Consider the following 22,187-nt stretch of genomic DNA (forward strand, 5'->3'; position numbering starts at 1 on the left):
TTTTGGGGTGCTGGCGGCAGGATGCAGTTTTGAGCCATTCCTGCTTTGCAGCGTCACATTACGTCGTGAATTGATTTTCTTAGCGAACACGGCATCTGACAGCCAGACGAGGCCAGAATATAGTCGAGTCGCTGAACCAAGTTGAAAACGCTTTCTCTGCGATAAGGTACAGGAGTTCCATTTAATGTTCCTTACTCGTGGTTGCAAAATGGTTATAGGGCCCCCGGATCAATAAAATTCACGTATTCAAATGGCATCGTCCGTTTGGAGGGTGCTATGGCTCCGGGGACACTCACAGATGGAACTACCTTCTTGCAACTTCCCATCGGCTTGCGCCCGACAAGTGCAATCCGTTGAACTCTAGTCGCCCCCGGTTCGACATCTCAGCCCTACGCACTGATTGCGGCAGATGGCACGGTGAAAATTTATCGGGGAGCGGGGACGACCACTCTTGACTTAGGTTTCATGGAGTATTGAACTTGAGCCACGATGGATAAAGAAGCGGAAAACCCTATTGACGTGGAAGCACAGAAAAGCCGTCACAGCTATGCAAACTGCGACGGTTAGTGGACCTAGTAGGTATGAACTAGAGATATGGGTATGCGTAAGGTAACCCCACGCCTCGCCAACTAAGAAAATAACAGGGACGTGACAAAGGAAAACGGTGAAAGAATATTTTGATAAAGGGGATACAAATCGGAATAATCGATTGCCAGCAAAAAAAACAGCAGTCACCAAAATTGTTAACGGTCCAAAAATATTGACCAGCTTTTGATACTGCAAATAATCTGCGGGTTTTGCACATAGGCAATAAAATGTAGCTGTAACAGCGATTGCTAAATAGACGCAAGCCAAAGTGCGCACTGTCGTTCCATCCACGGACCATGAGGTAGGCCATCCATGGCGCGCAAAATATAGTCCGACAACGAACCACGCCAAGATATCAACCCTCATGAAAAGCGGCGGGTTAATTAAAGCTACTGTCATTGCAATTAAAGTAAGGCATAAAAGCGCTCCGACAATCTTGTTGGACGTTAACAATACGATGCCGTATATAAATAAGAAACAAAGCATGAGATCATGCAAAAAATATAGCGGACCATTTGCTGGGAGCGCATTATATCCGGTTAAAGCCCTAAAGTAGGTGAATAGGCTGCCATTAACGAGCGGTAAATCTGTTCGTAGTGGTAGGTTTTGCTGTTGTTTCCAGATAATCAGCGCGATCATGACGCCGTTCCAGACAAGCATTGGCAGGAGGATGGTTTTAATTTTTTGAAAAAGAAGACGGATGTATCCGCGCTTTTGATACGATGACCATGCGAAATATCCCGATATAATTGACAGGGTTGGAACTGCAGACGAAGCAAGAACAAACGTTATAAAAGTCAACATGAAAGAAGTAGGGCTTAGTTCGAAGTCTCTCTTATATGCATTGTAGTACGTCCAAGGTACATGCGTAGTGACAACCATTAGTATCAACAGTGGCCTCAAAGGTGTTGTGACATTGCCGACACTCTTTGCGTTGATTAAATTCATGAAATTATCCCCAGTTTATGGTCGTCTTCCGCAAGTTTGCGAAACTCCGTGGGGTTATCATAATTATAAATAAAACGAACGGTCTTTTAGTCGCAGGCTGGGAACAAAGGCCTGACTGACAGCACCGCGCTTGAGGCGGTTTTATGCCGTGCGCCATATCCAAAAGCAGATAGCCAGAGCTATTGCTGCCCCTACAGTCAGTAGCGCAATTTCTTGCTCAATGACGACGATAAAAAACATGTTCCCCTCCGTCAGATCGGTTGAGAGGGTAACAGCCAGTAAGCAAAATAAAAACCCCAGACGCTTGGGGCGATCTGGGGCTGCACCCTGCAAGCGTTCCCCCGCCTGTAAAGCGCATCTAGTATTTATCTGACAGTAAAAGAATAGCATTCCCTACTTTGGGATAATGCCAATGCACAAAAGAAAGCCCCGGTGCTTGCGGGCGCTACCGGGGATGGGCGTTCTTGAAACTGGGGCTTCAACCGCTCCTAATAATCATCTCACAAAAATAGGAAAACACTATGGACAGAACCGTACCAGCTGGCGCGGCGCTTTTGCTTGATTTCGTTCGTCTCATTGAAACAGGCAAAACCGACCGCTCGTCTTACGATGCGATCTATGGCCACAACGAAGATAAGATATCGAAGAAAGTTACCTTGATGTCGATTGATGAACTTATCGGAATTCAGACGACCTTTACTAAACGTTTTAAATCGTCGGCTGCGGGTGGTTATCAGTTTATGCGCAATACGCTGCTCGATCTGAAGGCAGAATTACGTTTGCGCGGTGGGCAGATAATGGATCCAGATTTACAAGATCGCCTTGGTTATCATCTGGCTATTCGCCGGGGCTATAACGATTTCATTTCCGGCAATATCAGCCGTACTGAGTTTGGTCGGCGGCTCGCGCAGGAATGGGCTTCATTTCCTGTTCTCGCTCCGACAAAGGGCGCGCACCGAGCATTGCAGCGTGGTGAAACTTTCTATGCTGGCGACAAGCTCAATAAAGTTTTGGTGACACCGCATCGCATGGAAGCCATTCTTGATCAAGTGAAGGCGGCAGGCGCTTCAATGGCACCAAATGATTCTGCGCTTGTTGTAGAGAAAGTGCCAATCGTTGCGGATCCGGGTGAGCTTGGCGCTTCTCCTGCAAAATCGAAAACTGTCATCACAAATGCTTTGACTGCCATAGGCATGGCTGTGACCGGTATAGGGGCTTTCCTCGGCGGATTGGATTGGCGCGTGCAGCTATTACTCTGTGCGATGGTTAGTTGTTTTGCGGTCTATGCGATCAAGCGCCGCTTCGATCTCTTTAAGGCTGTTAAAGATCTTTCCAATGAGTTTGCCTGATGGCGATCATCTGGAACTTCATTCCTGCCTGGCTGAAGTATCTTCTTGCTGGAATCATCGCCGCCTGCATCATTGCGGGTGGCGGATACCTGATCGGTAAGCGTGAAGGTCGGCAGGAAGTCAAAACCGAGCAACTGCAATCTGACATTAACGCTGAACGCGAAAGGACGAAGGACGATGCGAAGCTACGTTCTCTGTCGAATTATGATTTTTGTGTCTTGTCTCTTCGTCGTCGCGGCATGCAATCCGAAGACTGTGAGCAACTGCGCGGGGTGGCGGCCGAATAATCTCAGTGCGTCCGGATTAGTTGCGCTTACTGCGGTGGATCGGGCAGGGGCCGAACGCGTCGAGGGTAATGATGAAAATGGAAAACAGCGGGGGTGCTGGAAGTGAGTTCTATTATGCCAGAGACAGATTCCGATCTTCGTGCTCGTGTTGTTGGGCTTGAACAAGCAGCACAAACAAACAATCAGCGACTGGCTACGCTTGAGACTTGGCAACGCCAGCGTGAAATTGATAGCGCTCGAAATGATGAAAAATGGGTCGCAATGGAAGCTCGTATTGATACGCGCTTTTCCGGGCTAGAAGGATCCGTGCAAAGCATTATGTCTTCGCTGTCTCGTATTAATTGGATGATTATCGGCGGATTGGTTGCGGCTTTTGTTGCATTTGTGGTTGGCGGGGGGTTGAAGTCTCTCTGACCTGTAAATGTCTAATCTGCGATTAATCGAAAACTGCCCGTTTACAACCCCGCTGCGGCGGGGTTTTTGTTATGCGCAGTGAGGCAGGCGGATTAAAATACATAATCAAATCATAAGGGCTATTTCTGTCCCACTTTTCTGCAAGCGTTTGAATTGGCTCATTTTCCGTAGAACCTCCGGGACTCCAACCCCTGTGCATCACTCGTCTGGTTCTGTGCCGGTGTAACCGCGATACATGCCAGCCGAAACAACTTTAATGGCTGTTGCTGTTTCTTCAGCTGACCAGCCAGCTGCGACCGCATCATCGATGAGATCTCGTATGCCGGGAACGCCGGTGTCAGCTATTGCAGCTGCAGCATCGGCTTCCGATGTGCCTGATAATGTCGCTTGCTCGATCAAGTCCGCGATGCCTTGCGCTACCGCCTCCTGACAATCCAGTTCGCGATCTGGGTAAATGCCTGCTTGTTCCGGTTTCATCATGGTGCTCTCTCTTTTTAAGAGAGCAGGTAGCGCACTTATTACCTTCGTCCAGCCAAGGCTTCTTCACCTTCCTGCTTATGTTCGTAGCAAAACCAGAGTTGGCCATATTTTGTTTTGTAGCCGTACGTGCCCCACGCTTTGCATCCGTCAGCATCGCACCAATGTTCCCACTTACCTCCGGGCTTTGAAACACGGCCATTGTCCGTTCCATATCCGCTCATGCTAAACCACCGACAAAGCCGCTCATTTCTTTAAGGCGCACCATGGATAGGCGCATATTGCCTTTACAGCCGCGTCCTTTGCAGCGTGCCATGCTCTCGATCTGATCGAGATAGAGCTGTGAGCGATCAACCGTCTCGCAGAGCAATAGCTTATCGGTATAGGCCATCCGGTTACATTTCCGGCAAATCAGCTCAAGCTTTTGATCGTCTGCCAGATCTCCGACTTTGATATGAGTTTTCCAGTTTCCCATCACCAGAAGTCCTCGGCTGATGGAATGCGGGTATAGCTGATCTTTCCGCCAACGTGTCCGCCTGCCGGTGGCTTCCATTCTCCCATGCTGACGATTGTGCTGGAATATTTGCTGTTAAGCTTATCGACAGCACCGTTGGCGCGTTCCCACTTCTGGCGCAGTTTGTCGTCATTATTGAGGAGATCAATCTGGCGCTCATCAGCCGGCGAAAGATCATATAGGGTGACGCCAACCCGGAAGATTGTCGTGCCTTTCGGAAACTCTCGGCGGACACGATTCCATAGCGCATTAAGACCAGCCAAGATGGCTTGATCGTCATTCACGACGGATAGTCCTTGTTTGCCCAGCCATGAGCCTTCATGGATCGACAGCCAGAGCCATAAGCCACCAGCATAGAAGTTTTCACGGCGCAGGCGACGCGCGGCCTTAGTGAGTAGCAGGCGTGAGATCTCGTAAGCGCCATCGATTTTGCGGGATTCTGGCGGCAGCACGCGCCCATGGCCAAACATACCGCGCTGTTGCTCTGGCGCTTGGATGTCATATCCATGCAGGGCATACCACAGCCGCTCACCATTCACGTTGTTCCAGATCTTGCGCATATGCTTCGGCTGTAAAGCGTAAAGCTGCTCTGTGGTGTAGACGCGGTTTTTATAGAGGCGTTGCGCCAAGCTCGATCCAATGCCGGGAATGTCTTCTAGCTGAATTTTCAGCAAAGGTGCTGGCATCGATGCAGGATGCCAGATCGCAAGGCCATTGCCATAGCTGCCGTGACGCTTGCTTTCGTCTTTCCCAGCCTTGCAGGCAATCTTCGCCAGCTGGCGGTTCGCAGCGAAACCGATAGAGCTGGTGATGTATGGCCCGATATTGTCAGCTATAGCGGCCTTGATGCGGGCGGAAAGTAATTCAGGATCTCGCTTGCCACTATCGTCCAGCACGCACGTCAGCTCATCGATGCTCTTGGCTGTATCAATCGCGATGACGGTTTCAATCTCGCAGAGCAGCGCGTTATGCGCTCGTCGGTATAGATCTGGGTTCTGTGGCACGAGAATGAGATCCGGACAAACCCGAAGCGCGTCCTTGATTGGCATCACATTCTTCACGCCCATCGCTTTCGCCTCTTTTGAGCAGGCGATTACGGCGGTTCGATTGGTGCCTTCAAAAGGAACAACACCGATTGGCCGACCCCGCAGACGCTTGTCGCACTGTTGCTCGACCGACGCAAAGAAACCGTCAAAGTCGAGGTACAGCCGTTCAATAGTCTCAGGCAGTCGCATAGAAACCTCAGAAAAAAGGTCGAGCGAAACCTGCCGCAAGTGCATAGGCACTCAGGAACATATTCCGCTCAATGTGGATATGTTCCTAAAATGTTCTCATTTTGAAGAATAGTCAATCCACGTTTTAGCGCTTGTGGAAATGAGGTGGATAACAGGTGGATAAGCGACGATTAATTGCATGGGAAAGCTGCATTGCAATTGCGTTGCCAAGTTCCAACTTTCGCCATTATAGGGATCCGTTCAGCTCGCAGAAAGTTGGAACATTCATTGAAAACGTTGGTAATCTTACCGCCTTCTAAGCCGGTGCTGCGAATAATTCTTGCATGAAAATTGATGCCTACACATTAAAATCAGGTCGGGTTAGACTAAATAACGCATAAAAAGCGTCACATATCGGGTTACCAGATGTGATACAAAGCTTTGATTAATTCTTGCTATCTAGTTGAAATATATAGCTTGGTTTTTGGTGCGGTTGCACGCCGACCGCAACGAGCATATTTGCAGCTATAATACGATTGCTTTGCACCGAAAAATATTAAGCCATAAATTTTCTTTTTAAGTTGCGTCGAGCCTTTTTAGCTTTACGCTCCAGAGATCGCGAAGCAATCAATACTTCACTTAACCGCCCGGCTTCAACCTCGCGATCAGGATCACCAAAGCTACCACCGGTCGCGGCTGAGGCTAATTTGAGAAACTCATCATTGCACTCTGATACCTCAGGACCTTTGAATAGATCTGAGATTATTTGCGTTACTTCATGTTGCTGCGCAACCATATGGGCTCGAAGAACGATGTCTTCACTTCCCAAATCTTTAGCAGAGTTTAACCAAAACTTTTCGGTATACTCTCCCAAAAGTTGGATGCTCTTTATCATATCCTGCAGATCAGCGTCTCGCTGCGCTTCAACGCTCTGGCTTGAACGCGACCAAGACTCAATCCACTTAGCAGTGAAGTTTGCTATCAAGGCTCCGGTGCCAGCTAAAAAAATCGTGCCAAATGCCCCGCCGATGTCCATTTAGGTCATCCCAAATTTTTGCTAGGGGATGAATCGACATATCTCCAAATAAGACTTTCGTAGGCAAGAAATGGACCGCTAGCTTTAATGCTTATAAGTTTATGCACCAATTCTTTACCAAACCCACTGCGCACTAAACCGCCAAAAGCCTCTTCCAAGAACGATGAAGAATAGCCGACCGTGCCGTCAAGTATGATCGTCAAAGGCTCGTTATTCTGAAGGGCTGGAACAAGATATCTGTTTCGAAATTCTTCCCCGCTGCCATTACCGTGCTTCCGATATCGGCCTCCCGGATATTTGGTAAAATCGTTAGCGATGCTGATCGTTTTCATTGGGTAGTTCCTCTGACGAATCTTTAAATGCGTCTGCATTCATGCTCCATTCAATGAGCGTTCCGCCTATGTGGTAATCATGATCTCGCGTCTCTATCGTATCATCTGCATGGTAAACTATTTCACCTTTACCACTCAATATTCTTAGGTAACCATTCGGAGCTCCAGTTACCACATCACTCATCCTCTTCAAACCCAACCCGCGGTGGCTAAGGCCGGTTCTTGTCCTTCCAACCTCAAGAGCTGCACGTAGCATGTGTGAATCGTTCGGAATGAGATCACTTGTCCATGAAGCTATTTTCGCTCGCACATTTTCATATAGGCTCGCTTGAGGCAAAGTGAATGGTATCCCTGCACCTTGATCGAATACAAAGAACCTCAAGGAAGTCGTATTTAAGTCTAGGCTACTAGCGGCCCACCATCTGTGGTCTGCAAATGGATGCCTAGGGGTGAAATTGTCTGGGTATGCATGATTAATAGCATTTTCTGCGGCTTCCATAAGTCCTGCGAACATTTCAGGATTGGCTGTGAAGCCCTCTAACACACCTCGGAATTGTTCTTGGATTTGGTTGATTTTATAACCATCCGTTTTAACCCCTGACGTCAGAGGAGTGAGTGTAAAATTATGAGGAGCAAATTCGAGCGTCACAGGCTTCAGGCCGAGGAGCTCAAACACTCCCAAATCAGACAATAAGCTTCTAACAGTTGGATCCCATTGTTGGGAGTCGCGTACTCGTAATCTCGTTTTTTTGACGAGTGACCATCTGTGAAACTCGGCTGCAAGTACGATGGCGACAGGCACAGACAGGCTTTTTATTGACTTCAAATCAATGAAAACATTAGTTGTTTTAGGATCAGACGCTAGCGTTCCATCTCGAAAAGCGTCGAGAAATTGGACGGTCTCAGCAAAATTATCCTTAAAACTGAGTATACTTGGCGCAGAAATCAACACTTCTTGTCGCGGAATTCTTGAGTGAGTTTTGTTCTTCCGATTCAATGCTCTTCGCCAGCGCTTAATCGCCCTTGCGATGAGTCTTATCTTCAGCTTCTCGTTTATCTTTTTCACAGTCGCCCCTCGCTCTGCTCCGCAAATTTGTTGAATAACCTCAATAAAAAGAAAATCAAATTTAAATCACTGAGCGTCGCTATTTGCGGCATAATTAGAAGTTTCAGCGGCAAGGGGGGGCGAGCCATTTCCATCCAGTATATTTATCGCCCGTCTGACGAATATGTGTATAACGCTTCAAGGAACTCCATGAGCGATGTCCAGAAACCATCGCGACGTGCGGAATATTCCAACCCATCTCAAAAAGGCGTGAAATACCTTCATGTCTAAGATCGTGGAAATGCAAGTCTTCTATACCAAGAAACTGACAGGTTCTTGTAAACCGAGCGCTTACGGTGTTCGGGTGGTAAGGGAAAATAGATTCCTTCTTGCGTGGCATTGATTCTATAATTGCAATGGCCTCGTCAGTCAGATCACACCAAACGTCATTACCCATTTTCTCACCAGGGTTTTTCATATCGCGAACAAGAACTCGCTTGTGATCCTTCTCATAATCAACCCATCTAATGCGGCAAATTTCGTCCTGGCGACGGGTCGAAAAGATGGCGAACAATGTGACTTTGCACATTGGCATGTGCTGCTTCACTCGCGTCTCGCGATCTGTGAAGTAGTCTAAAATTTTATCTAGTTCGCCGAGTGTTGGACGGCGGTTCCGCTGTTTGGACTTCGTTATCAGTCCCAATCTCTTCATAACAAGCTGTGCATCAATCATCGCTTGCTGGTCTAACGGCAATCCCCATGCAGGACGAGCAAGCGCAAAAACGGATGCAAGGTGAGAGATCCAGTTTCCTACGGTTTGCGGCTCACGACCATCATTAAGAAACTCTGCAAACTTAATGATGTCTTGGCTAGTGATGGATGAACATTCTTTGTCGGCAATAGGAAAGCTCTTAATAGCATTCAAAACTTGTCCCTTAGTGCGGCCAATTTCTCTAAGGCTGGTCTCAATGTATTTATCAATCGCGTCGGAAAGTTTGCTCGACGGGCGTTTCGGGCGGCCAAGTTGGGCGGTGTCTTTCTTCAATTCCGTTTCGCGCTTTTTAATCCAGGCTGTTGCTGCTGCCCTCCTGTCGAATGTACGCGATTCGCGATGGACAACTTTTCCATCACTTTTCAGTAGGATTTGTGCTAGGTACGCGATTGATCCGTTCGATCGCGGGCGTTCGATTATGGTTCCCATCGGTACAACATCCTCCAAAAGTACAACAGCCGTGTTGTACTCTACGTCAAAACAGACGTAAAGAGGCCTAAATGAGATGAAATAAGCAGGCAAGAAATGGCGCTAAGTTACGGAAAAGAAAAGAACTCATTGATTTCTAATGAGCCGAAATTTGCCGTAGCGCCTATGCTGGATTGGTCCGATAGACATTGTCGGTATTTTCACCGGCTGTTTTCAAAGCGCACACTTCTCTACACGGAAATGGTTGTGGCCGATGCAGCCATCCATGGCCCGCGTGACCGGCTGATGGGTTTTGATGCGGCAGAGCACCCAATTGCTTTGCAGCTTGGCGGCTCTGACCCGGTTAAATTGCAGGAAGCAGCGCGGATTGGCGCGGGCTTTGGCTATGATGAAATCAATCTCAATGTCGGTTGCCCTTCTGATCGTGTGCAGTCGGGAACTTTCGGCGCGTGTCTCATGCAGACACCGGATGTGGTTGCCCGCTGCGTCGCCGCAATGAAAGAAGTTGTTTCAGTGCCTGTAACTGTCAAATGCCGAATTGGTGTTGATGATCAGGATCCGGAAGTAGCTCTTGATGCTGTTGCAGATCAGGTGCTTAACGCAGGAGCGGATGCGCTTTGGGTGCATGCCCGCAAAGCATGGCTAAAGGGCCTTTCGCCCAAGGAAAACCGCGATATTCCGCCGCTGGATTATGGTCGTGTCTATCGTCTTAAGCAGCGTCTGCCGGGGATATTTATCGGCATCAATGGTGGCATTGCTACGCTTGAAGAGGCCGTTTCGCATCTTGATCATGTTGATGGCGTCATGCTGGGGCGCGCTGCTTATCACAATCCGGCAATTCTCGTAGATGTTGATCAGCGTATTTATGGTAGTGAAGAAAAGCCGAAAGACATTTCAGAAGTTATTGAATCAATGTGTGAATATGTTGACAGGCATATTGCCGATGGCGGCAGGCTTTCGCATATCAGCCGACATATGATTGGCTTGTTCACGGGGCAGCCTGGCGCACGTCGCTGGCGTCAGATGCTCTCGACCGATGCATCAAAGCCCGATGCTAATAGTAATTTGTTGCGTCAAGCCTACGCGTCGGTCATGGAAGCCAGCGCTGAGGCAGCCTGATTAGTCCATCATGATCAATTGATCGCCGCGAACGCTGAAACCACCCAGCGTTTGCAGGAAATTCATGCCAAGCAGACTACCAGTCATCAGACCTTCTTGCGTGACCATTGCGCGGATATTCTGACGTTCGATGTCGCCAATCTGCAAGCTTGCAATGGTGATGCTTGTTGCCGTCGCCCTGCCATTGGCTGTGCTGATCGGCACGTTATAGGCAAGCGATGATGTGTCGATGCCAGCGCGCTCGGCATCTTCTTTTGAAAGCACAACCGAAGATGCACCCGTATCGACGAGGAAATGCACACGTGCGCCGTTTACGCGACCATTGACGTCAAAATGGCCATTGGCAGATTTTGCGAGCGTCACAGTCAGCGAGCCATCGGCGGCACGACCGGAAATCGGGCTACCGGGAATAAGCCCAGCGGTGACGCGACTTCCAACATCCTGAAGCTCATAACGATATTGATAGGCCGCAACGAGAGCTAGGATAATCACCGCCCAAACGGCCATGTTGCGCGCGAAATCGCTGAGTTTTATGCCGGAACCCAATATGCCCGCCGCAAGCACGACGCCCCAAATGCCCATATAGGCGGCTTGACCAAAAGCATCATTGGTCATTCCAAGCGTTGTGCCGCTGTCATCGTTTGCCATAAGCAGCAGAATGACCACCGCAATGGCGGCAATTACGATCCAGAACAAACGCCCCATCAGTTTTCTCTCTTTTCCAGTCTCTCATGTCGCTGAGCTAAAAGCATCATGACTGCACGCCGTTCATCATTGCCCATAGTGGACCAACCGGCAATTTCATCGAGCGTCCGGGCGCAGCCGAGACAAAATCCGCTCTCACTGTCTATCACGCATACGAGGATGCATGGCGATTCGATGTCTACAGCATTCATAGGCTCAATGTGGTTTCATCAAAGCGACATGACAAGGCCGAGTAGCACGGCTAGCGCACATATCTGTTGTGCCGCACCCAGCGTATCGCCAGTTTGTCCGCCAATTTTCGCGATACAAAGCTTTGCAAATCCATAAAGCAGAACGCTGCTGATGATGAGAGCTTTGATAAGGCCGACAAACCCGCCCGAAGGAATGATTGTGACGAGAAGTATACCAAGACCAATTGTGCAGGCGCAGACGAGCGTTTCCCAACTCGGTCGTCCGACATTATCTGCAAGACCGCCGGGACGGGCGGAGGGCAGGCCATGCCACAGCGCGAGCATGGCAGCGCGACTGGCAGCTTCTGCGCCAATCAAGGCAAGGGCAGCATAACACGCGCCTGCACGATCAATAATTGCTGCCAGCAGTGAAACTTTGATACCCGTCCAGATGATGAGTGCAAGCGCTGCGAAAGTACCGATGCGGGAGTCTTTCATGATGGTGAGGCGGCGTTCGGGGGTAGAAGCACCAAAGAAGCCGTCCGTAGTATCGCCAAGACCATCTTCATGCAAAGCCCCAGTCATGGCTGCGAGCATTCCGACGGCGATAAGGCCGGAAACAACAGACGGCAGCTTCAGATAATCAGATATGAGCAGTGCAATGCCAGCCAGAAGCCCAAGAACAGCACCTGCAAGCGGAAAAGCGCGCACGCTCGTTTTGAGCGAATCGCCTGCACCATCAAACCAGTTGTTTGGCAGCGGCAATCGGCTCAGAAATCCGAGAGAACGAATTGTGTCGCTTAGGAAGCTGTTTTTGTGCAACGGCTTGCTCCCGAAAGGAATATTTGCGGCCAATATGGCTTGGCGCAAAGAGGTGATTTGAAAATTTGCGTAAGTGCTTATAGGACGAGCACAGTTATTTTGCATCCTCCATTGATTGATTGGACCAGACGATATGAGCGCCAGTGGCCTTCCTTTTGACGATTTCCGTGAACTTATCCGAAATCTTCCGGGACCTGATCTTGATGCGGAAGCGGCTGTGCGGGCGCGGGAAGCGACATTGACCAAGCCTGCAGGTTCGCTCGGACAGCTTGAAGAGATCGTAGCATGGCTTGCAGCATGGACTGGCAAGTCAATCCCGCAAATCAATCGCCCGCTGGTCGCCGTTTTTGCAGGCAATCACGGCGTCACGGCCAAGAACATTACGCCATTCCCATCAAGCGTCACCGCGCAAATGGTTGAAAATTTTGCCGCTGGTGGTGCTGCGATCAACCAGATCTGCATAGCACATGATCTGGGGCTTAAGGTTTTCGATCTGGCGCTTGAACATCCAACTGCTGACATCACCGAAGAAGCAGCCATGGACGAGCGTACCTGTGCGGCCACGATGGCCTTCGGCATGGAAGGCATTGCGGGCGGCACTGATCTTTTGTGTATAGGCGAAATGGGAATCGGCAATACAACCATTGCCGCAGCCATTGCGCTTGCGCTGTTTGGTGGCGCGGCTGAGGATTGGGTTGGCCCCGGCACAGGCTCAACAGGTGAATTGATGCAGCGCAAGCTTGCGGCGGTTCGTGCAGCAATTGCGCTGCATCAGGCGCACCTCAAAGACCCGCTGGAGGTTCTGCGTCGTCTTGGTGGACGTGAAATTGCAGCGATGGCAGGTGCCATCCTTGCCGCACGCATGGAAAAAATACCGGTTATCGTCGATGGTTTTGTGGCCAGTGCTGCTGCTGCTGTGCTTTATGCGGCGAACCCCGTCGCGTTGGATCATTGCCTTTTCGGCCATGTATCGGCAGAGCCGGGCCACCGCCTGTTGCTCGAAAAAATGGGCAAGAAACCCCTTCTGGATATTGGTATGCGGCTGGGCGAGGGCACAGGTGCGGCGCTCGCTGCGGGTATCGTCAAAGCCGCAGCCCTTTGCCATAGCGGAATGGCAACATTCGAACAGGCAGGTGTCACAAGCGCCACGAAATGAATAAAAAAGGCCCGGAGTTTTCAGGGCCTTTTTTGTGACAACGAGTGATTAGTTGTTTTCCTTGTCGAGCACCATGTAATCAAGCGGTAACTCAGTCGTGTATTTGATCTGTTCCATCGCAAAGGAAGAGGAGACATCACGAATTTCGATTTTGCTGATTAGGCGTTTATAGAAAGCATCATAGGCACCAATATCCGGCACGGCCACACGCAACAGGTAATCGACATCACCGCTCATGCGGTAGAATTCAATGACCTCTGGAAATTCCTGAACAACTTCCGAAAAGCGCTTGAGCCATTCATTGCTGTGCGAGCTGGTGCGAACCGATACAAACACCGTCACCCGTGTATTCACCCGTATTGGATCGAGGATGGCGACGCGACGTTTGATAACGCCGTCTTCCTCGAGTTTCTGGATACGGCGCCAGCAAGGGGTGGTGGATAGGCCAACCTTCTTTGCGACATCGGCGACCGCCAGTGTTGCGTCTTCCTGCAATAATCGCAGTATTTTTCTGTCTAGCCTGTCCATGCGTTTTTTATCCCGGTATTAGAAATCGTTTCCCGAACTGTCCGGATGAATGAAACTTATTACCTTATCGACTGCATCGGTCCGAAATTACAGGAAAAATATTCTGTTGAGAATGGTTGTTATAAAAATTATTTTCCGGGATTGATTAGTCTGCGTATTTTTTGATGAAGGACGGGCACAACTTCTGCGTCAAACCATGGATTTCGCTTGAGCCAGCCGCTGTTGCGCCAGGAAGGATGGGGCAGCGGTAGCACAATGCGTCCAGCAGCGTTTGGTGTCTCTATGAAGCTGCGCCAGTTCTGAACCGTTTCCGTTAGGCTGGTCTTGCGCCATTCCGGCAGATGATAGGCAAGCGAATATTGTCCGACAACGAGGATGAATTCAAGTTGCGGCATAGAAGCAAAAACACGATCATGCCATGTCAGTCGGCATTCTCGGCGCGGCGGGAGATCGCCGCCATGCTTGTCATAGCCGGGAAAGCAAAAGCCCATCGGTACGATTGCAAAAAGCGAGGGGTCATAGAATTCCTCGCGCGTCGTGCCGAGCCACTGCCGCAGGCGATCACCGGAAGGGTCGTTAAAGGGCAGGGACGTATTATGCACACGAATGCCGGGGGCCTGCCCGCAGATCGCAATGCGCGCAGTATCCGAAATGATGCAGACCGGATTTGGCTCATGTGGCAAAGACGGCAGAAACTGAGGCGTGTCACGGCAAATCCGACATGCCCGGATCGCGTGCCTCAGCTCGTCCAGATTTTCCATTTTTTCAATTCTGCTCCAGATCAGAATGAATTCAGAAGGATAAAGACTTTCGACCTGATATAATCGCGCAACTGGCTGATTACATCGGCTAACGGCACTTCATGCCCTGTTTCGGCCTCTTCAGACGATTTTTGATGCTCCTTGCGCCATTGCTGGGGCACCTGAAAGCTTCCCGCCCATATGCCGCGCTTGTCGCGCCGGGCGGTTGCTTCTTCGCTGCGATAATCTCCGTAGGATACAGCCCAGCCTTGTTCCACCATCCATCGGTTGAGATCACTCTCGCCGAGTGCGCATCGACCAAGATCGCGGCCATATTTATCGATGCCTTCTTTCTCGCAACGAATCGCGGCGCCTTTGATTCTGGCTTGCAGCGCATTACGGGCATCTCTGCCACAAAGGTAATCACGACCAGCGCGTTGACAACTTTGCCCCATCTCCGGCGCGTCTATGCCTAACAGTCGGATATGAACCTTGTTTAGAATGACTGTGTCACCATCAATTACATAGACGGTGCCTGATAATGATTCTTTTGGCTGGCGATTAACTGGCAGCGATACAATGATTGCTAGAAGCGTGAAAAAGATGAGTAAAGTTAAGAGGATACTGCGGAAGGCTCCACCTCTTCTTCGCGTTCTTGGATGATAAGATCGCCTGTAATAGCGTCGCCTGTTGGTCATTTCCGATGCCCCCGATCAGGAGCAGCATTATATATTAATCAGAAGCTCTGCGGAATTGATCAGCTTTCAGACGATCGGGAACCCGCAATTTTTTGGGATAATAACAGACGGTTTTGTGTTGATTCAGCAACAGTCTTTATCATTGCTTTCAGCTAGAAAGATGCGAGTGCATTTTGCCTATTTCCCGCCACAAAGGGGCGTCACCGCTAGGGAAAGGCGAAAGCTGATAACGACTTCGGAAAACTTTGGTTCCCTCAGGACAGGAAAAAATGAAGAAAGACGCATTGTTTTACAACGATCCGTTTTCAGGCAGCAAAAACACTGCCCCGTCTTCCTTTTGTCCTTTTGGTAAAGTTCGAGCTTTTTTCGGTCAAAATCGGGTCGCAGTGTTGACGAAAAGACAATGCACTCTGTCACTTATGTCATCAACTTCCAACAATTATGAAAGACCCGCGTTGTGATGCGTATCCGCAGTTTTTCATATCCTCTGATTGCTGCAGCGCTTGGCCTAGCCATCGTGTGCAGCAGCGCTCAGGCCTTTGATCTTAATGATGACTCTGAAAAATCACGTAGCCCGTTCGAGCTCTTCAAGTTTGGTTTCTCTGCTTATAAAAGCGGCCACAAAGATGAAGCTATCAAAGCGCTGCGTTATGCTGCTGAGCGCGGTCATCAGGGTGCGAAGTGGAAGCTGGCCCGTATGTATGCCGATGGCGACGGCGTGACAGAGAATGACTACGAAGCCTATCAGATTTTCGAAAAGATCGTCCGTGACGGTGCAGAGCCTGGTTCCGAGAATGAACCCTATGTCGCTGATGCGCTGGTTGCGCTTGCAGGCTATGTGAAGCGTGGCATTCCCGGCTCTCCTGTAAACTCTGATCCAAAGTTTGCGCGCAATCTCTATGTGCAAGCCGCATCGAATTTTGGCGATCCGGCAGCCCAGTATGAACTTGGCAAGATGCTTCTTGATGGCGAAGGCGGTGAACGCAACTCAATGCAGGCCGCACGCTGGTTCCAGCTTGCCGCCAAGAAGGGCAACGCCAGCGCTCAGGCAATGCTTGGCAATATGCTGTTTCAGGCCGGAAAGACTGTTCGTGGCCTTGCCATGCTCACCGCAGCTTTTGAACGTTGCCCGACAGAAGATTGCATCTGGATTCGCGACATGCAGGAACAGGCCTTCTCTATCGCGGGTGAAGCAGATCGCCGCAATGCAATCGCGCTTTCGAGTAATTACGCTACAAACAGCGATTAAAGCGCATCCCGAAAAGTGTGAAACGGTTTTTGGATAAGATGCGCGTTAAATAAAGCGCATCCCGAAAAGTGTGAAACGGTTTTTGGATAAGATGCGCGTTAAATAAAGCGCATCCCGAAAAGTGTGAAGTGGTTTTCAGATAAGACGCGCGTTAAAATATATGATTAGACCGCCAATGTTACCGTAACCGGAACGTGATCTGACGGTTTTTCCCACGCTCTGACGTGTTTTTCGATGTCTGTTGCAACGAAATGGTTGGCCGCTTCTGGTGATAGCATCAGATGATCGATGCGAATGCCATTGTTCTTAGGCCATGCTCCGGCCTGATAATCCCAGAAAGTATAAACGCCGACATCGTCGGTTGCCGCACGCACGGCTTCGGTAAAGCCCATGTTTTCAAGTCTGCGCAGCGCCTGACGCGATTGCGGTTGAAACAACGCATCGCCCAGCCATTGCTGTGGGTTTTTTGCGTCGTAGGGTTCAGGGATGACATTGTAATCGCCTGCAAGAACCAGAGGCTCTTCCAGTTCAAGCCTTTGCTTCGCCCATGTTTCCAAGCGCTGCATCCATGAAAGCTTATATGGAAATTTTTCGGTATCGATTGGATTGCCGTTTGGCAAATACAACGACACGACACGAAGAACACCCTTATCAGTTGAGAACACAGCTTCAATGAAGCGGGCCTGTTCATCGCTGTCATCACCGGGAAGACCGCGATTGACTTCGTCAGGCGATTTCTTGGAAAGAATCGCGACGCCGTTGAAGCCTTTCTGGCCATGAGTCTCGACATGATAGCCAAGCGTTTCGATCTCGAGCCGCGGAAACAGATCGTCCACCGACTTAATTTCCTGAAGGCAGGCGATGTCGGGCGATGATTCCTTCAGCCAATGCTGGAGGTTTTCGATACGCGCCTTGACGCCATTAATGTTCCATGTCGCGATTTTCATGTTCAAATGATTAGGCGTAAGACGCCGCAAGGGCAAGCGTTGCCCGCTCTCCATCACAGAATTTCCGCTTATTCAGATAATTATCGAATAGCCATTTGTATTGTGGCTTTTGCGTTCCTATCTCCCGATTAGAGTAGCCAAATTAGGAGATTTGAATGTTTGACGCCAAAAAGCTTCTTGATCAGTTTCTGGGATCGCAAATTCCGGGCATGTCCGGGAGCGTTCGCGACAAGGCAGGGCAGGCGACTGGTCTCGCCAAGAAAAATCCTTTGGCTACTGGCGCAATTGCTGCCGCCATCCTTGGCACAAAGACCGGACGTAAGCTGGCTGGCAATGTCGCAGCCGCAGGCGGTATCGCTGCAATCGCTGGTCTCGGCTATCTCGCTTATAAGAATTACAAATCCGGTCAGTCCCCGCAGGCTGCCGAGCAGCCGGTAACAAAAGAACCGGAATTGCTTCCACCGCCACCTGTCGATTCTCCGTTTCACCCGCAATCACCCGCCATGAGCAATAGTTTTGCGCTCACACTCGTTCAGGCTATGATCGCTGCTGCAAAAGCTGACGGTCATATCGATGCGAGCGAACGCGCGCATATCATGGAAAAGGTGCAGATTTCCGGGCTTGATGAAGAAGCAGAAGCTTTTTTCGAGAAGGAACTGGCTGATCCTATCGATATTGATGCGCTGGTTGCAGCTGCTCAGACAGAAGAGCAGAAAGTTGAGCTATATACTGCTTCGCGCCTGACCATCGATCCTGATAGCCGCGCAGAGCGTGGTTATCTCGATATGCTGGCCGGACGCCTTGGTTTGCCGGATGCGCTGGTCGATCATATTGATGCGACGGTTTCGTCCGTCAAAGCCTGACAGAATAAATAGATAGAGCGGTTTCAGTTAAACTGAAACCGCTCTCATCAGCTGTTTTCGTTTTAGATCATAGGTTTGATCAGATAGCGAAGCTTGTGCCGCAACCACATGATGCCGTGGCATTGGGATTGCGAATCTGGAACGATTGTCCCATGAGGTCATCGACAAAATCGATTTCTGAACCGTCTATATAAGGAACCGAAATCGAGTCGATTAATACCTTTGCGCCCAGCCTTTCGATAATGATGTCATCATCCGACTGTTCATCGACAAGTTCATATTTATAAGAGAAGCCAGAACAGCCGCCGCCTTCGACAGAAACGCGAAGTGCAGTTTTGCCGGGTTCGGAATTGATAATCTTTGCAATCCGCTTGGCTGCGGATTCAGAAACGGTAATATCTGTCATCTGCCTTGTTCCGCTTGCAATTGCGTTTGTCGAGTTGGAATTTTCAATAGCCACACCCCAACGCATACTTGCTTTCATGTTTAGCTGATAGCTATGAACGCGAGGTGTGGAAGTCAATGACTACCTTGATTGAGCGTAATCATATTACAGTGAGGAATGCATCGCAATGTCCCCGGAAGGAATTGGGTCACTTGAAGGAATAGGCTTCGGTTATCGCGAACGTGCGCCCTATGCCTGTAACCCGTCTTTGAGCCGTGGGCGACTGGTTCCGGAGCCAGAAAGCGCCACACGAACGCCGTTCCAGCGTGACCGCGACAGAATCATTCACTCCACCGCATTTCGCCGCCTCAAGCACAAAACGCAGGTTTTTATCGCCCATGAGGGCGATCATTATCGAACGCGTTTGACCCATACGATAGAAGTGGCACAGATTGCACGCGCTTTGGCGCGAGCCTTGCGGCTTGATGAAGACCTCGCGGAAGCTGTGGCGCTTGTGCATGATTTTGGCCACACACCGTTTGGCCATACCGGTGAAGACGCGCTTAACGAGCGTATGAAAACCTATGGCGGCTTCGATCACAACGCGCAGTCCTTGCGGATTGTGACCAAGCTTGAGCATCGCTATGCTGATTTCGACGGGTTGAACCTATCATGGGAAACACTCGAAGGATTGGTGAAGCATAATGGTCCGCTGATTGGTCCTTTTGCGACCCATTCGGATGAACCCGTGCCACAGCCGATTCTCGATTTTAATGAACGCTACGATCTTGAATTGTCGCGTTTCGCAAGCCTTGAAGCGCAATGTGCGGCGATTGCCGATGACATTGCCTATAACGCACACGACATCGACGATGGACTTCGTTCTGGCCTGCTGACGCTTGATGGTCTTGATGAAGTACCATTGACCAAGCGACTTCTTGATATTGTCAGAACCCGCTATCCCGCACTTGATCCGGTGCGCACGGGCCACGAGCTTGTGCGCAGGCAAATTACCATCATGGTTGAGGATGTCATTGCTGAATCGCAACGCCGTATCGCAAGTGCCAATCCGAAGAAACTTGAAGATGTGCACGCTCAGCCGCGTGCGCTTGTCGGCTTCTCAGAGACCATGCGTGATGAAGAAAAAGTGCTGAAACGTTTTTTATTCAAGAACCTTTATTTTCATGAAAGCGTCATTGTTCGCAGACATGCGGCAGATAAGATCGTGCAGGACTTGTTTGATATTAGCTTCGATGATCCATCACTCATGCCTGCCGAGTGGCAATCAGGCTGCGAAATGCTGGATATGGTCGCGCGCGCGCGCCGTGTTGCCGACTATCTCGCCGGCATGACTGACAATTATGCCGTGCGCGAACACCGACGATTGTTTGACCATACACCCGATTTAGCTTAATCGGGTCCCTACGAAGCGGGTTTTGGCGCTCAAATGCGTCGGAATCTCCGCTATTTTTATGACGAGCCAACGCCGGAAACGACAATAATTGCCGGACGGAAGCCTGACAGGACGAACCATGAATATCTTTGCAGATTTCGACGCACGTATCAAAAAAACGTTGCAAGATATTGATCTGAAAGCGAAAGATGGCGGCGAACTCGATTTGTCGCGTATCAGCGTGGAACCTCCGCGAGACGCGACGCATGGTGATATTGCAACCAATGCTGCCATGGTGCTTTCCAAGGCCGTGGGTCAAAATCCGCGTGAGCTGGCAACGGCTATTGCCGATGCACTCAAAGGCGATTCAGACGTTGCAAGTGTCGATGTTGCAGGTCCCGGCTTTATCAATCTGCGTTTGAAAGATGTCTATTGGCAGCGCGAATTGGCCACGATGCTGAACGAAGGCAGAGACTTCGGTCGCTCGAAGCTTGGCGCAGGCACCAAAGTCAACGTGGAATATGTTTCCGCAAATCCGACTGGTCCGATGCATGTCGGCCATTGCCGCGGTGCAGTCGTCGGTGACGTGTTGGCAAATCTGCTCAAATTTGCAGGCTTCGACGTCGTAAAAGAATATTATATCAACGATGCTGGCGCACAGATCGATGTGCTGGCCCGTTCAGTGATTCTGCGCTACCGGGAGGCACTCGGCGAAACCATCGGTGATATTCCTGCCGGTCTTTATCCCGGCGATTATCTTGTTCCGGTAGGTGAGGCGCTTGCCAAGGAATTCGGTAATAAGCTTCTTGAAATACCGGAAGAAGAAGCGCTGGCGCTCGTGAAAGAGCGCACAATCGACGCTATGATGGCGATGATCCGTGCCGATCTCGAGGCGCTCAATGTCCATCATGATGTATTCTATTCAGAGCGTAAGCTTCATGCCGATCATGCGCGTATAATTCGCGCCGCAATCAATGACCTGACCTTGAAGGGGCACGTCTATAAGGGCAAGCTGCCGCCGCCAAAGGGACAGTTGCCGGAAGAATGGGAAGATCGTGAACAGACGCTGTTCCGCTCGACCGAAGTTGGCGACGATATTGATCGTCCGCTGATGAAGTCCGACGGCACATTCACGTATTTTGCGGCTGATGTTGCTTACTTTAAAGACAAATATGATCGTGGCTTCAATGAGATGATCTATGTGTTGGGCGCCGACCATGGCGGCTACGTCAAGCGTCTTGAAGCTGTTGCGCGTGCTGTCTCCGATGGCAAGGCCAAGCTTACCGTGCTGCTTTGCCAGTTGGTCAAACTGTTCCGCGATGGCGAGCCGGTGCGCATGTCAAAACGTTCAGGTGAATTCATCACGCTTCGCGATGTGGTGGAAGAAGTCGGGCGCGATCCTGTTCGTTTCATGATGCTTTATCGGAAGAACGACGCGCCGCTCGATTTCGATTTTGCGAAAGTGACAGAGCAGTCCAAGGACAATCCGGTTTTTTACGTGCAATATGCTTCTGCGCGTTGCTATTCGGTTTTCCGGCAGGCGGTTGACCAGCTTGGACTGACGGATCTGGATCGTGTTTCGTTGGGTGCGCATCTTCACAAACTGACCGATGAGAGCGAAATTGCGCTTATCCGTAAGCTTGCTGAATATCCGCGTTTGATCGAATCGGCTGCTACCCATCAGGAGCCGCATCGCCTGGCTTTTTACCTTTATGATCTCGCCAGTTCGCTTCATTCGCAATGGAATAAGGGTACAGAAAACCCAGACTTACGTTTTATTAAGGTTAACGATCCAGAATTGACTTTAGCAAGGCTAGGGTTGGTACAGGTGGTTTCCGATGTGCTGACGTCCGGTTTGACAATAATCGGTGCAGATGCTCCGACGGAAATGCGCTAAGACAGTTTCGTTACCCGCAAGATCAATCAAGGTTTTATGCGGGTGCGGATAAGTCAAAAAGATGGAAGATCAGCGAATGTATAAGTCGTCGATCTTCCTTCAGGTGCAAG

At 50.1% G+C, this 22,187-nt stretch carries 25 protein-coding genes; 9 read left to right on the forward strand and 16 right to left on the reverse strand.

The features are described from left to right. Positions 1 to 456: 456 nt before the first annotated feature. Positions 457 to 1,536 (reverse strand): acyltransferase family protein, encoded by a 1,080-nt coding sequence (locus tag CEV31_RS10725; protein ID WP_094507039.1) that lies wholly within the window; start codon positions 1,534 to 1,536, stop codon positions 457 to 459. Positions 1,537 to 2,057: 521 nt separating this feature from the next. Here CEV31_RS10725 and CEV31_RS10735 point away from each other — a divergent pair. The 3 genes from CEV31_RS10735 to CEV31_RS10745 all read left to right on the forward strand — a co-directional run bounded on the left by CEV31_RS10735 (position 2,058) and on the right by CEV31_RS10745 (position 3,586). Next, positions 2,058 to 2,885, forward strand: coding sequence for a lysozyme family protein (locus tag CEV31_RS10735; RefSeq protein WP_094507041.1), 828 nt, complete (start codon positions 2,058 to 2,060; stop codon positions 2,883 to 2,885). Next, positions 2,885 to 3,172, forward strand: coding sequence for a hypothetical protein (locus CEV31_RS10740; protein ID WP_094507042.1), 288 nt, complete (start codon positions 2,885 to 2,887; stop codon positions 3,170 to 3,172). The genes CEV31_RS10735 and CEV31_RS10740 overlap by 1 nt, the downstream gene beginning before the upstream one ends. A 93-nt stretch (positions 3,173 to 3,265) precedes the next feature. Next, positions 3,266 to 3,586 (forward strand): hypothetical protein, encoded by a 321-nt coding sequence (locus CEV31_RS10745; protein WP_143850916.1) that lies wholly within the window; start codon positions 3,266 to 3,268, stop codon positions 3,584 to 3,586. Positions 3,587 to 3,784: 198 nt separating this feature from the next. On the opposite strand, the gene CEV31_RS10750 is transcribed toward CEV31_RS10745, so the two are convergent. From CEV31_RS10750 to CEV31_RS10785, 7 genes are all read right to left on the reverse strand, one after another. Next, a complete protein-coding gene (locus CEV31_RS10750; protein WP_094507044.1) occupies positions 3,785 to 4,066 on the reverse strand; it encodes a hypothetical protein in 282 nt (93 codons plus the stop codon). A gap of 217 nt (positions 4,067 to 4,283) precedes the next feature. Next, entirely contained in the window at positions 4,284 to 4,538 is a 255-nt protein-coding gene (locus CEV31_RS10760; RefSeq protein ID WP_094507046.1) for a hypothetical protein, read from the reverse strand. Further along, complete coding sequence (locus tag CEV31_RS10765) at positions 4,538 to 5,812, reverse strand: Y-family DNA polymerase (RefSeq protein ID WP_094507326.1); 1,275 nt, start codon at positions 5,810 to 5,812, stop codon at positions 4,538 to 4,540. The genes CEV31_RS10760 and CEV31_RS10765 overlap by 1 nt, the downstream gene beginning before the upstream one ends. A gap of 535 nt (positions 5,813 to 6,347) precedes the next feature. After that, on the reverse strand, positions 6,348 to 6,827 hold the full coding sequence (locus CEV31_RS10770) for a hypothetical protein (RefSeq protein WP_094507047.1): 480 nt from the start codon (positions 6,825 to 6,827) through the stop codon (positions 6,348 to 6,350). A gap of 5 nt (positions 6,828 to 6,832) precedes the next feature. Then, the gene (locus CEV31_RS10775; RefSeq protein WP_094507048.1) at positions 6,833 to 7,159 is read right to left on the reverse strand and encodes an STAS-like domain-containing protein; all 327 of its coding nucleotides are present in this window, start codon (positions 7,157 to 7,159) and stop codon (positions 6,833 to 6,835) included. Further along, positions 7,137 to 8,225 (reverse strand): hypothetical protein, encoded by a 1,089-nt coding sequence (locus tag CEV31_RS10780; RefSeq protein WP_094507049.1) that lies wholly within the window; start codon positions 8,223 to 8,225, stop codon positions 7,137 to 7,139. Before CEV31_RS10780 ends, CEV31_RS10775 begins: the two co-directional genes overlap by 23 nt. Before the next feature lie 103 nt (positions 8,226 to 8,328). Beyond that, positions 8,329 to 9,405 (reverse strand): site-specific integrase, encoded by a 1,077-nt coding sequence (locus CEV31_RS10785; protein WP_094507050.1) that lies wholly within the window; start codon positions 9,403 to 9,405, stop codon positions 8,329 to 8,331. 96 nt (positions 9,406 to 9,501) lie between these two features. Here CEV31_RS10785 and dusA point away from each other — a divergent pair, with 96 nt between their 5' ends. After that, a complete protein-coding gene (dusA, locus tag CEV31_RS10790; protein ID WP_094507051.1) occupies positions 9,502 to 10,524 on the forward strand; it encodes a tRNA dihydrouridine(20/20a) synthase DusA in 1,023 nt (340 codons plus the stop codon). Here dusA and CEV31_RS10795 read toward each other — a convergent pair whose 3' ends face one another. From CEV31_RS10795 to CEV31_RS10805, 3 genes are read right to left on the reverse strand one after another with little or no spacing between them, the layout of a single operon-like run. Next, positions 10,525 to 11,229, reverse strand: a complete 705-nt coding sequence (locus CEV31_RS10795) for a TIGR02281 family clan AA aspartic protease (protein ID WP_094507052.1) — start codon at positions 11,227 to 11,229, stop codon at positions 10,525 to 10,527. Next, positions 11,229 to 11,420, reverse strand: coding sequence for a DUF1289 domain-containing protein (locus tag CEV31_RS10800; protein WP_094507053.1), 192 nt, complete (start codon positions 11,418 to 11,420; stop codon positions 11,229 to 11,231). Before CEV31_RS10800 ends, CEV31_RS10795 begins: the two co-directional genes overlap by 1 nt. 18 nt (positions 11,421 to 11,438) lie before the next feature. Next, entirely contained in the window at positions 11,439 to 12,221 is a 783-nt protein-coding gene (locus CEV31_RS10805; RefSeq protein ID WP_094507327.1) for an adenosylcobinamide-GDP ribazoletransferase, read from the reverse strand. Between the two features lie 133 nt (positions 12,222 to 12,354). Here CEV31_RS10805 and cobT point away from each other — a divergent pair, with 133 nt between their 5' ends. Further along, positions 12,355 to 13,377, forward strand: coding sequence for a nicotinate-nucleotide--dimethylbenzimidazole phosphoribosyltransferase (cobT, locus tag CEV31_RS10810; RefSeq protein ID WP_094507054.1), 1,023 nt, complete (start codon positions 12,355 to 12,357; stop codon positions 13,375 to 13,377). A 48-nt stretch (positions 13,378 to 13,425) separates the two neighbouring features. Here the strand turns inward: cobT and CEV31_RS10815 are convergent, their stop codons facing one another. The 3 genes from CEV31_RS10815 to CEV31_RS10825 all read right to left on the reverse strand — a co-directional run bounded on the left by CEV31_RS10815 (position 13,426) and on the right by CEV31_RS10825 (position 15,343). Then, a complete protein-coding gene (locus CEV31_RS10815) occupies positions 13,426 to 13,905 on the reverse strand; it encodes an Lrp/AsnC family transcriptional regulator (protein WP_094507055.1) in 480 nt (159 codons plus the stop codon). Between the two features lie 128 nt (positions 13,906 to 14,033). Next, the gene (locus CEV31_RS10820) at positions 14,034 to 14,675 is read right to left on the reverse strand and encodes a uracil-DNA glycosylase family protein (RefSeq protein WP_094507056.1); all 642 of its coding nucleotides are present in this window, start codon (positions 14,673 to 14,675) and stop codon (positions 14,034 to 14,036) included. Positions 14,676 to 14,686: 11 nt separating this feature from the next. Then, the gene (locus CEV31_RS10825; protein WP_094507057.1) at positions 14,687 to 15,343 is read right to left on the reverse strand and encodes a thermonuclease family protein; all 657 of its coding nucleotides are present in this window, start codon (positions 15,341 to 15,343) and stop codon (positions 14,687 to 14,689) included. Positions 15,344 to 15,803: 460 nt separating this feature from the next. Between CEV31_RS10825 and CEV31_RS10830 the strand changes: the two genes are divergently transcribed. Then, positions 15,804 to 16,592: a tetratricopeptide repeat protein gene (locus CEV31_RS10830; RefSeq protein WP_094507058.1), complete on the forward strand. Its 789-nt coding sequence runs from the start codon at positions 15,804 to 15,806 to the stop codon at positions 16,590 to 16,592. Positions 16,593 to 16,756: 164 nt separating this feature from the next. Here CEV31_RS10830 and xth read toward each other — a convergent pair whose 3' ends face one another. After that, the gene (xth, locus tag CEV31_RS10835; RefSeq protein WP_094507059.1) at positions 16,757 to 17,539 is read right to left on the reverse strand and encodes an exodeoxyribonuclease III; all 783 of its coding nucleotides are present in this window, start codon (positions 17,537 to 17,539) and stop codon (positions 16,757 to 16,759) included. Positions 17,540 to 17,694: 155 nt separating this feature from the next. On the opposite strand from xth, the gene CEV31_RS10840 reads away from it, so the two are divergent. Continuing rightward, positions 17,695 to 18,402 (forward strand): tellurite resistance TerB family protein, encoded by a 708-nt coding sequence (locus CEV31_RS10840; protein WP_094507060.1) that lies wholly within the window; start codon positions 17,695 to 17,697, stop codon positions 18,400 to 18,402. Positions 18,403 to 18,481: 79 nt separating this feature from the next. Here CEV31_RS10840 and erpA read toward each other — a convergent pair whose 3' ends face one another. Next, positions 18,482 to 18,808 (reverse strand): iron-sulfur cluster insertion protein ErpA, encoded by a 327-nt coding sequence (gene erpA / locus CEV31_RS10845; RefSeq protein ID WP_094507328.1) that lies wholly within the window; start codon positions 18,806 to 18,808, stop codon positions 18,482 to 18,484. A gap of 166 nt (positions 18,809 to 18,974) precedes the next feature. Here erpA and CEV31_RS10850 point away from each other — a divergent pair, with 166 nt between their 5' ends. Both CEV31_RS10850 and argS read left to right on the forward strand, forming a co-directional pair. Next, entirely contained in the window at positions 18,975 to 20,201 is a 1,227-nt protein-coding gene (locus CEV31_RS10850; RefSeq protein WP_094507061.1) for a deoxyguanosinetriphosphate triphosphohydrolase, read from the forward strand. Between the two features lie 118 nt (positions 20,202 to 20,319). Then, complete coding sequence (gene argS / locus CEV31_RS10855) at positions 20,320 to 22,077, forward strand: arginine--tRNA ligase (protein ID WP_094507062.1); 1,758 nt, start codon at positions 20,320 to 20,322, stop codon at positions 22,075 to 22,077. Positions 22,078 to 22,187 lie beyond the last annotated feature (110 nt).

Origin of the sequence: Brucella thiophenivorans (genome assembly GCF_002252445.1) — a bacterium.
In the GTDB taxonomy this organism is placed as follows: Bacteria; Pseudomonadota; Alphaproteobacteria; order Rhizobiales; family Rhizobiaceae; genus Brucella; species Brucella thiophenivorans.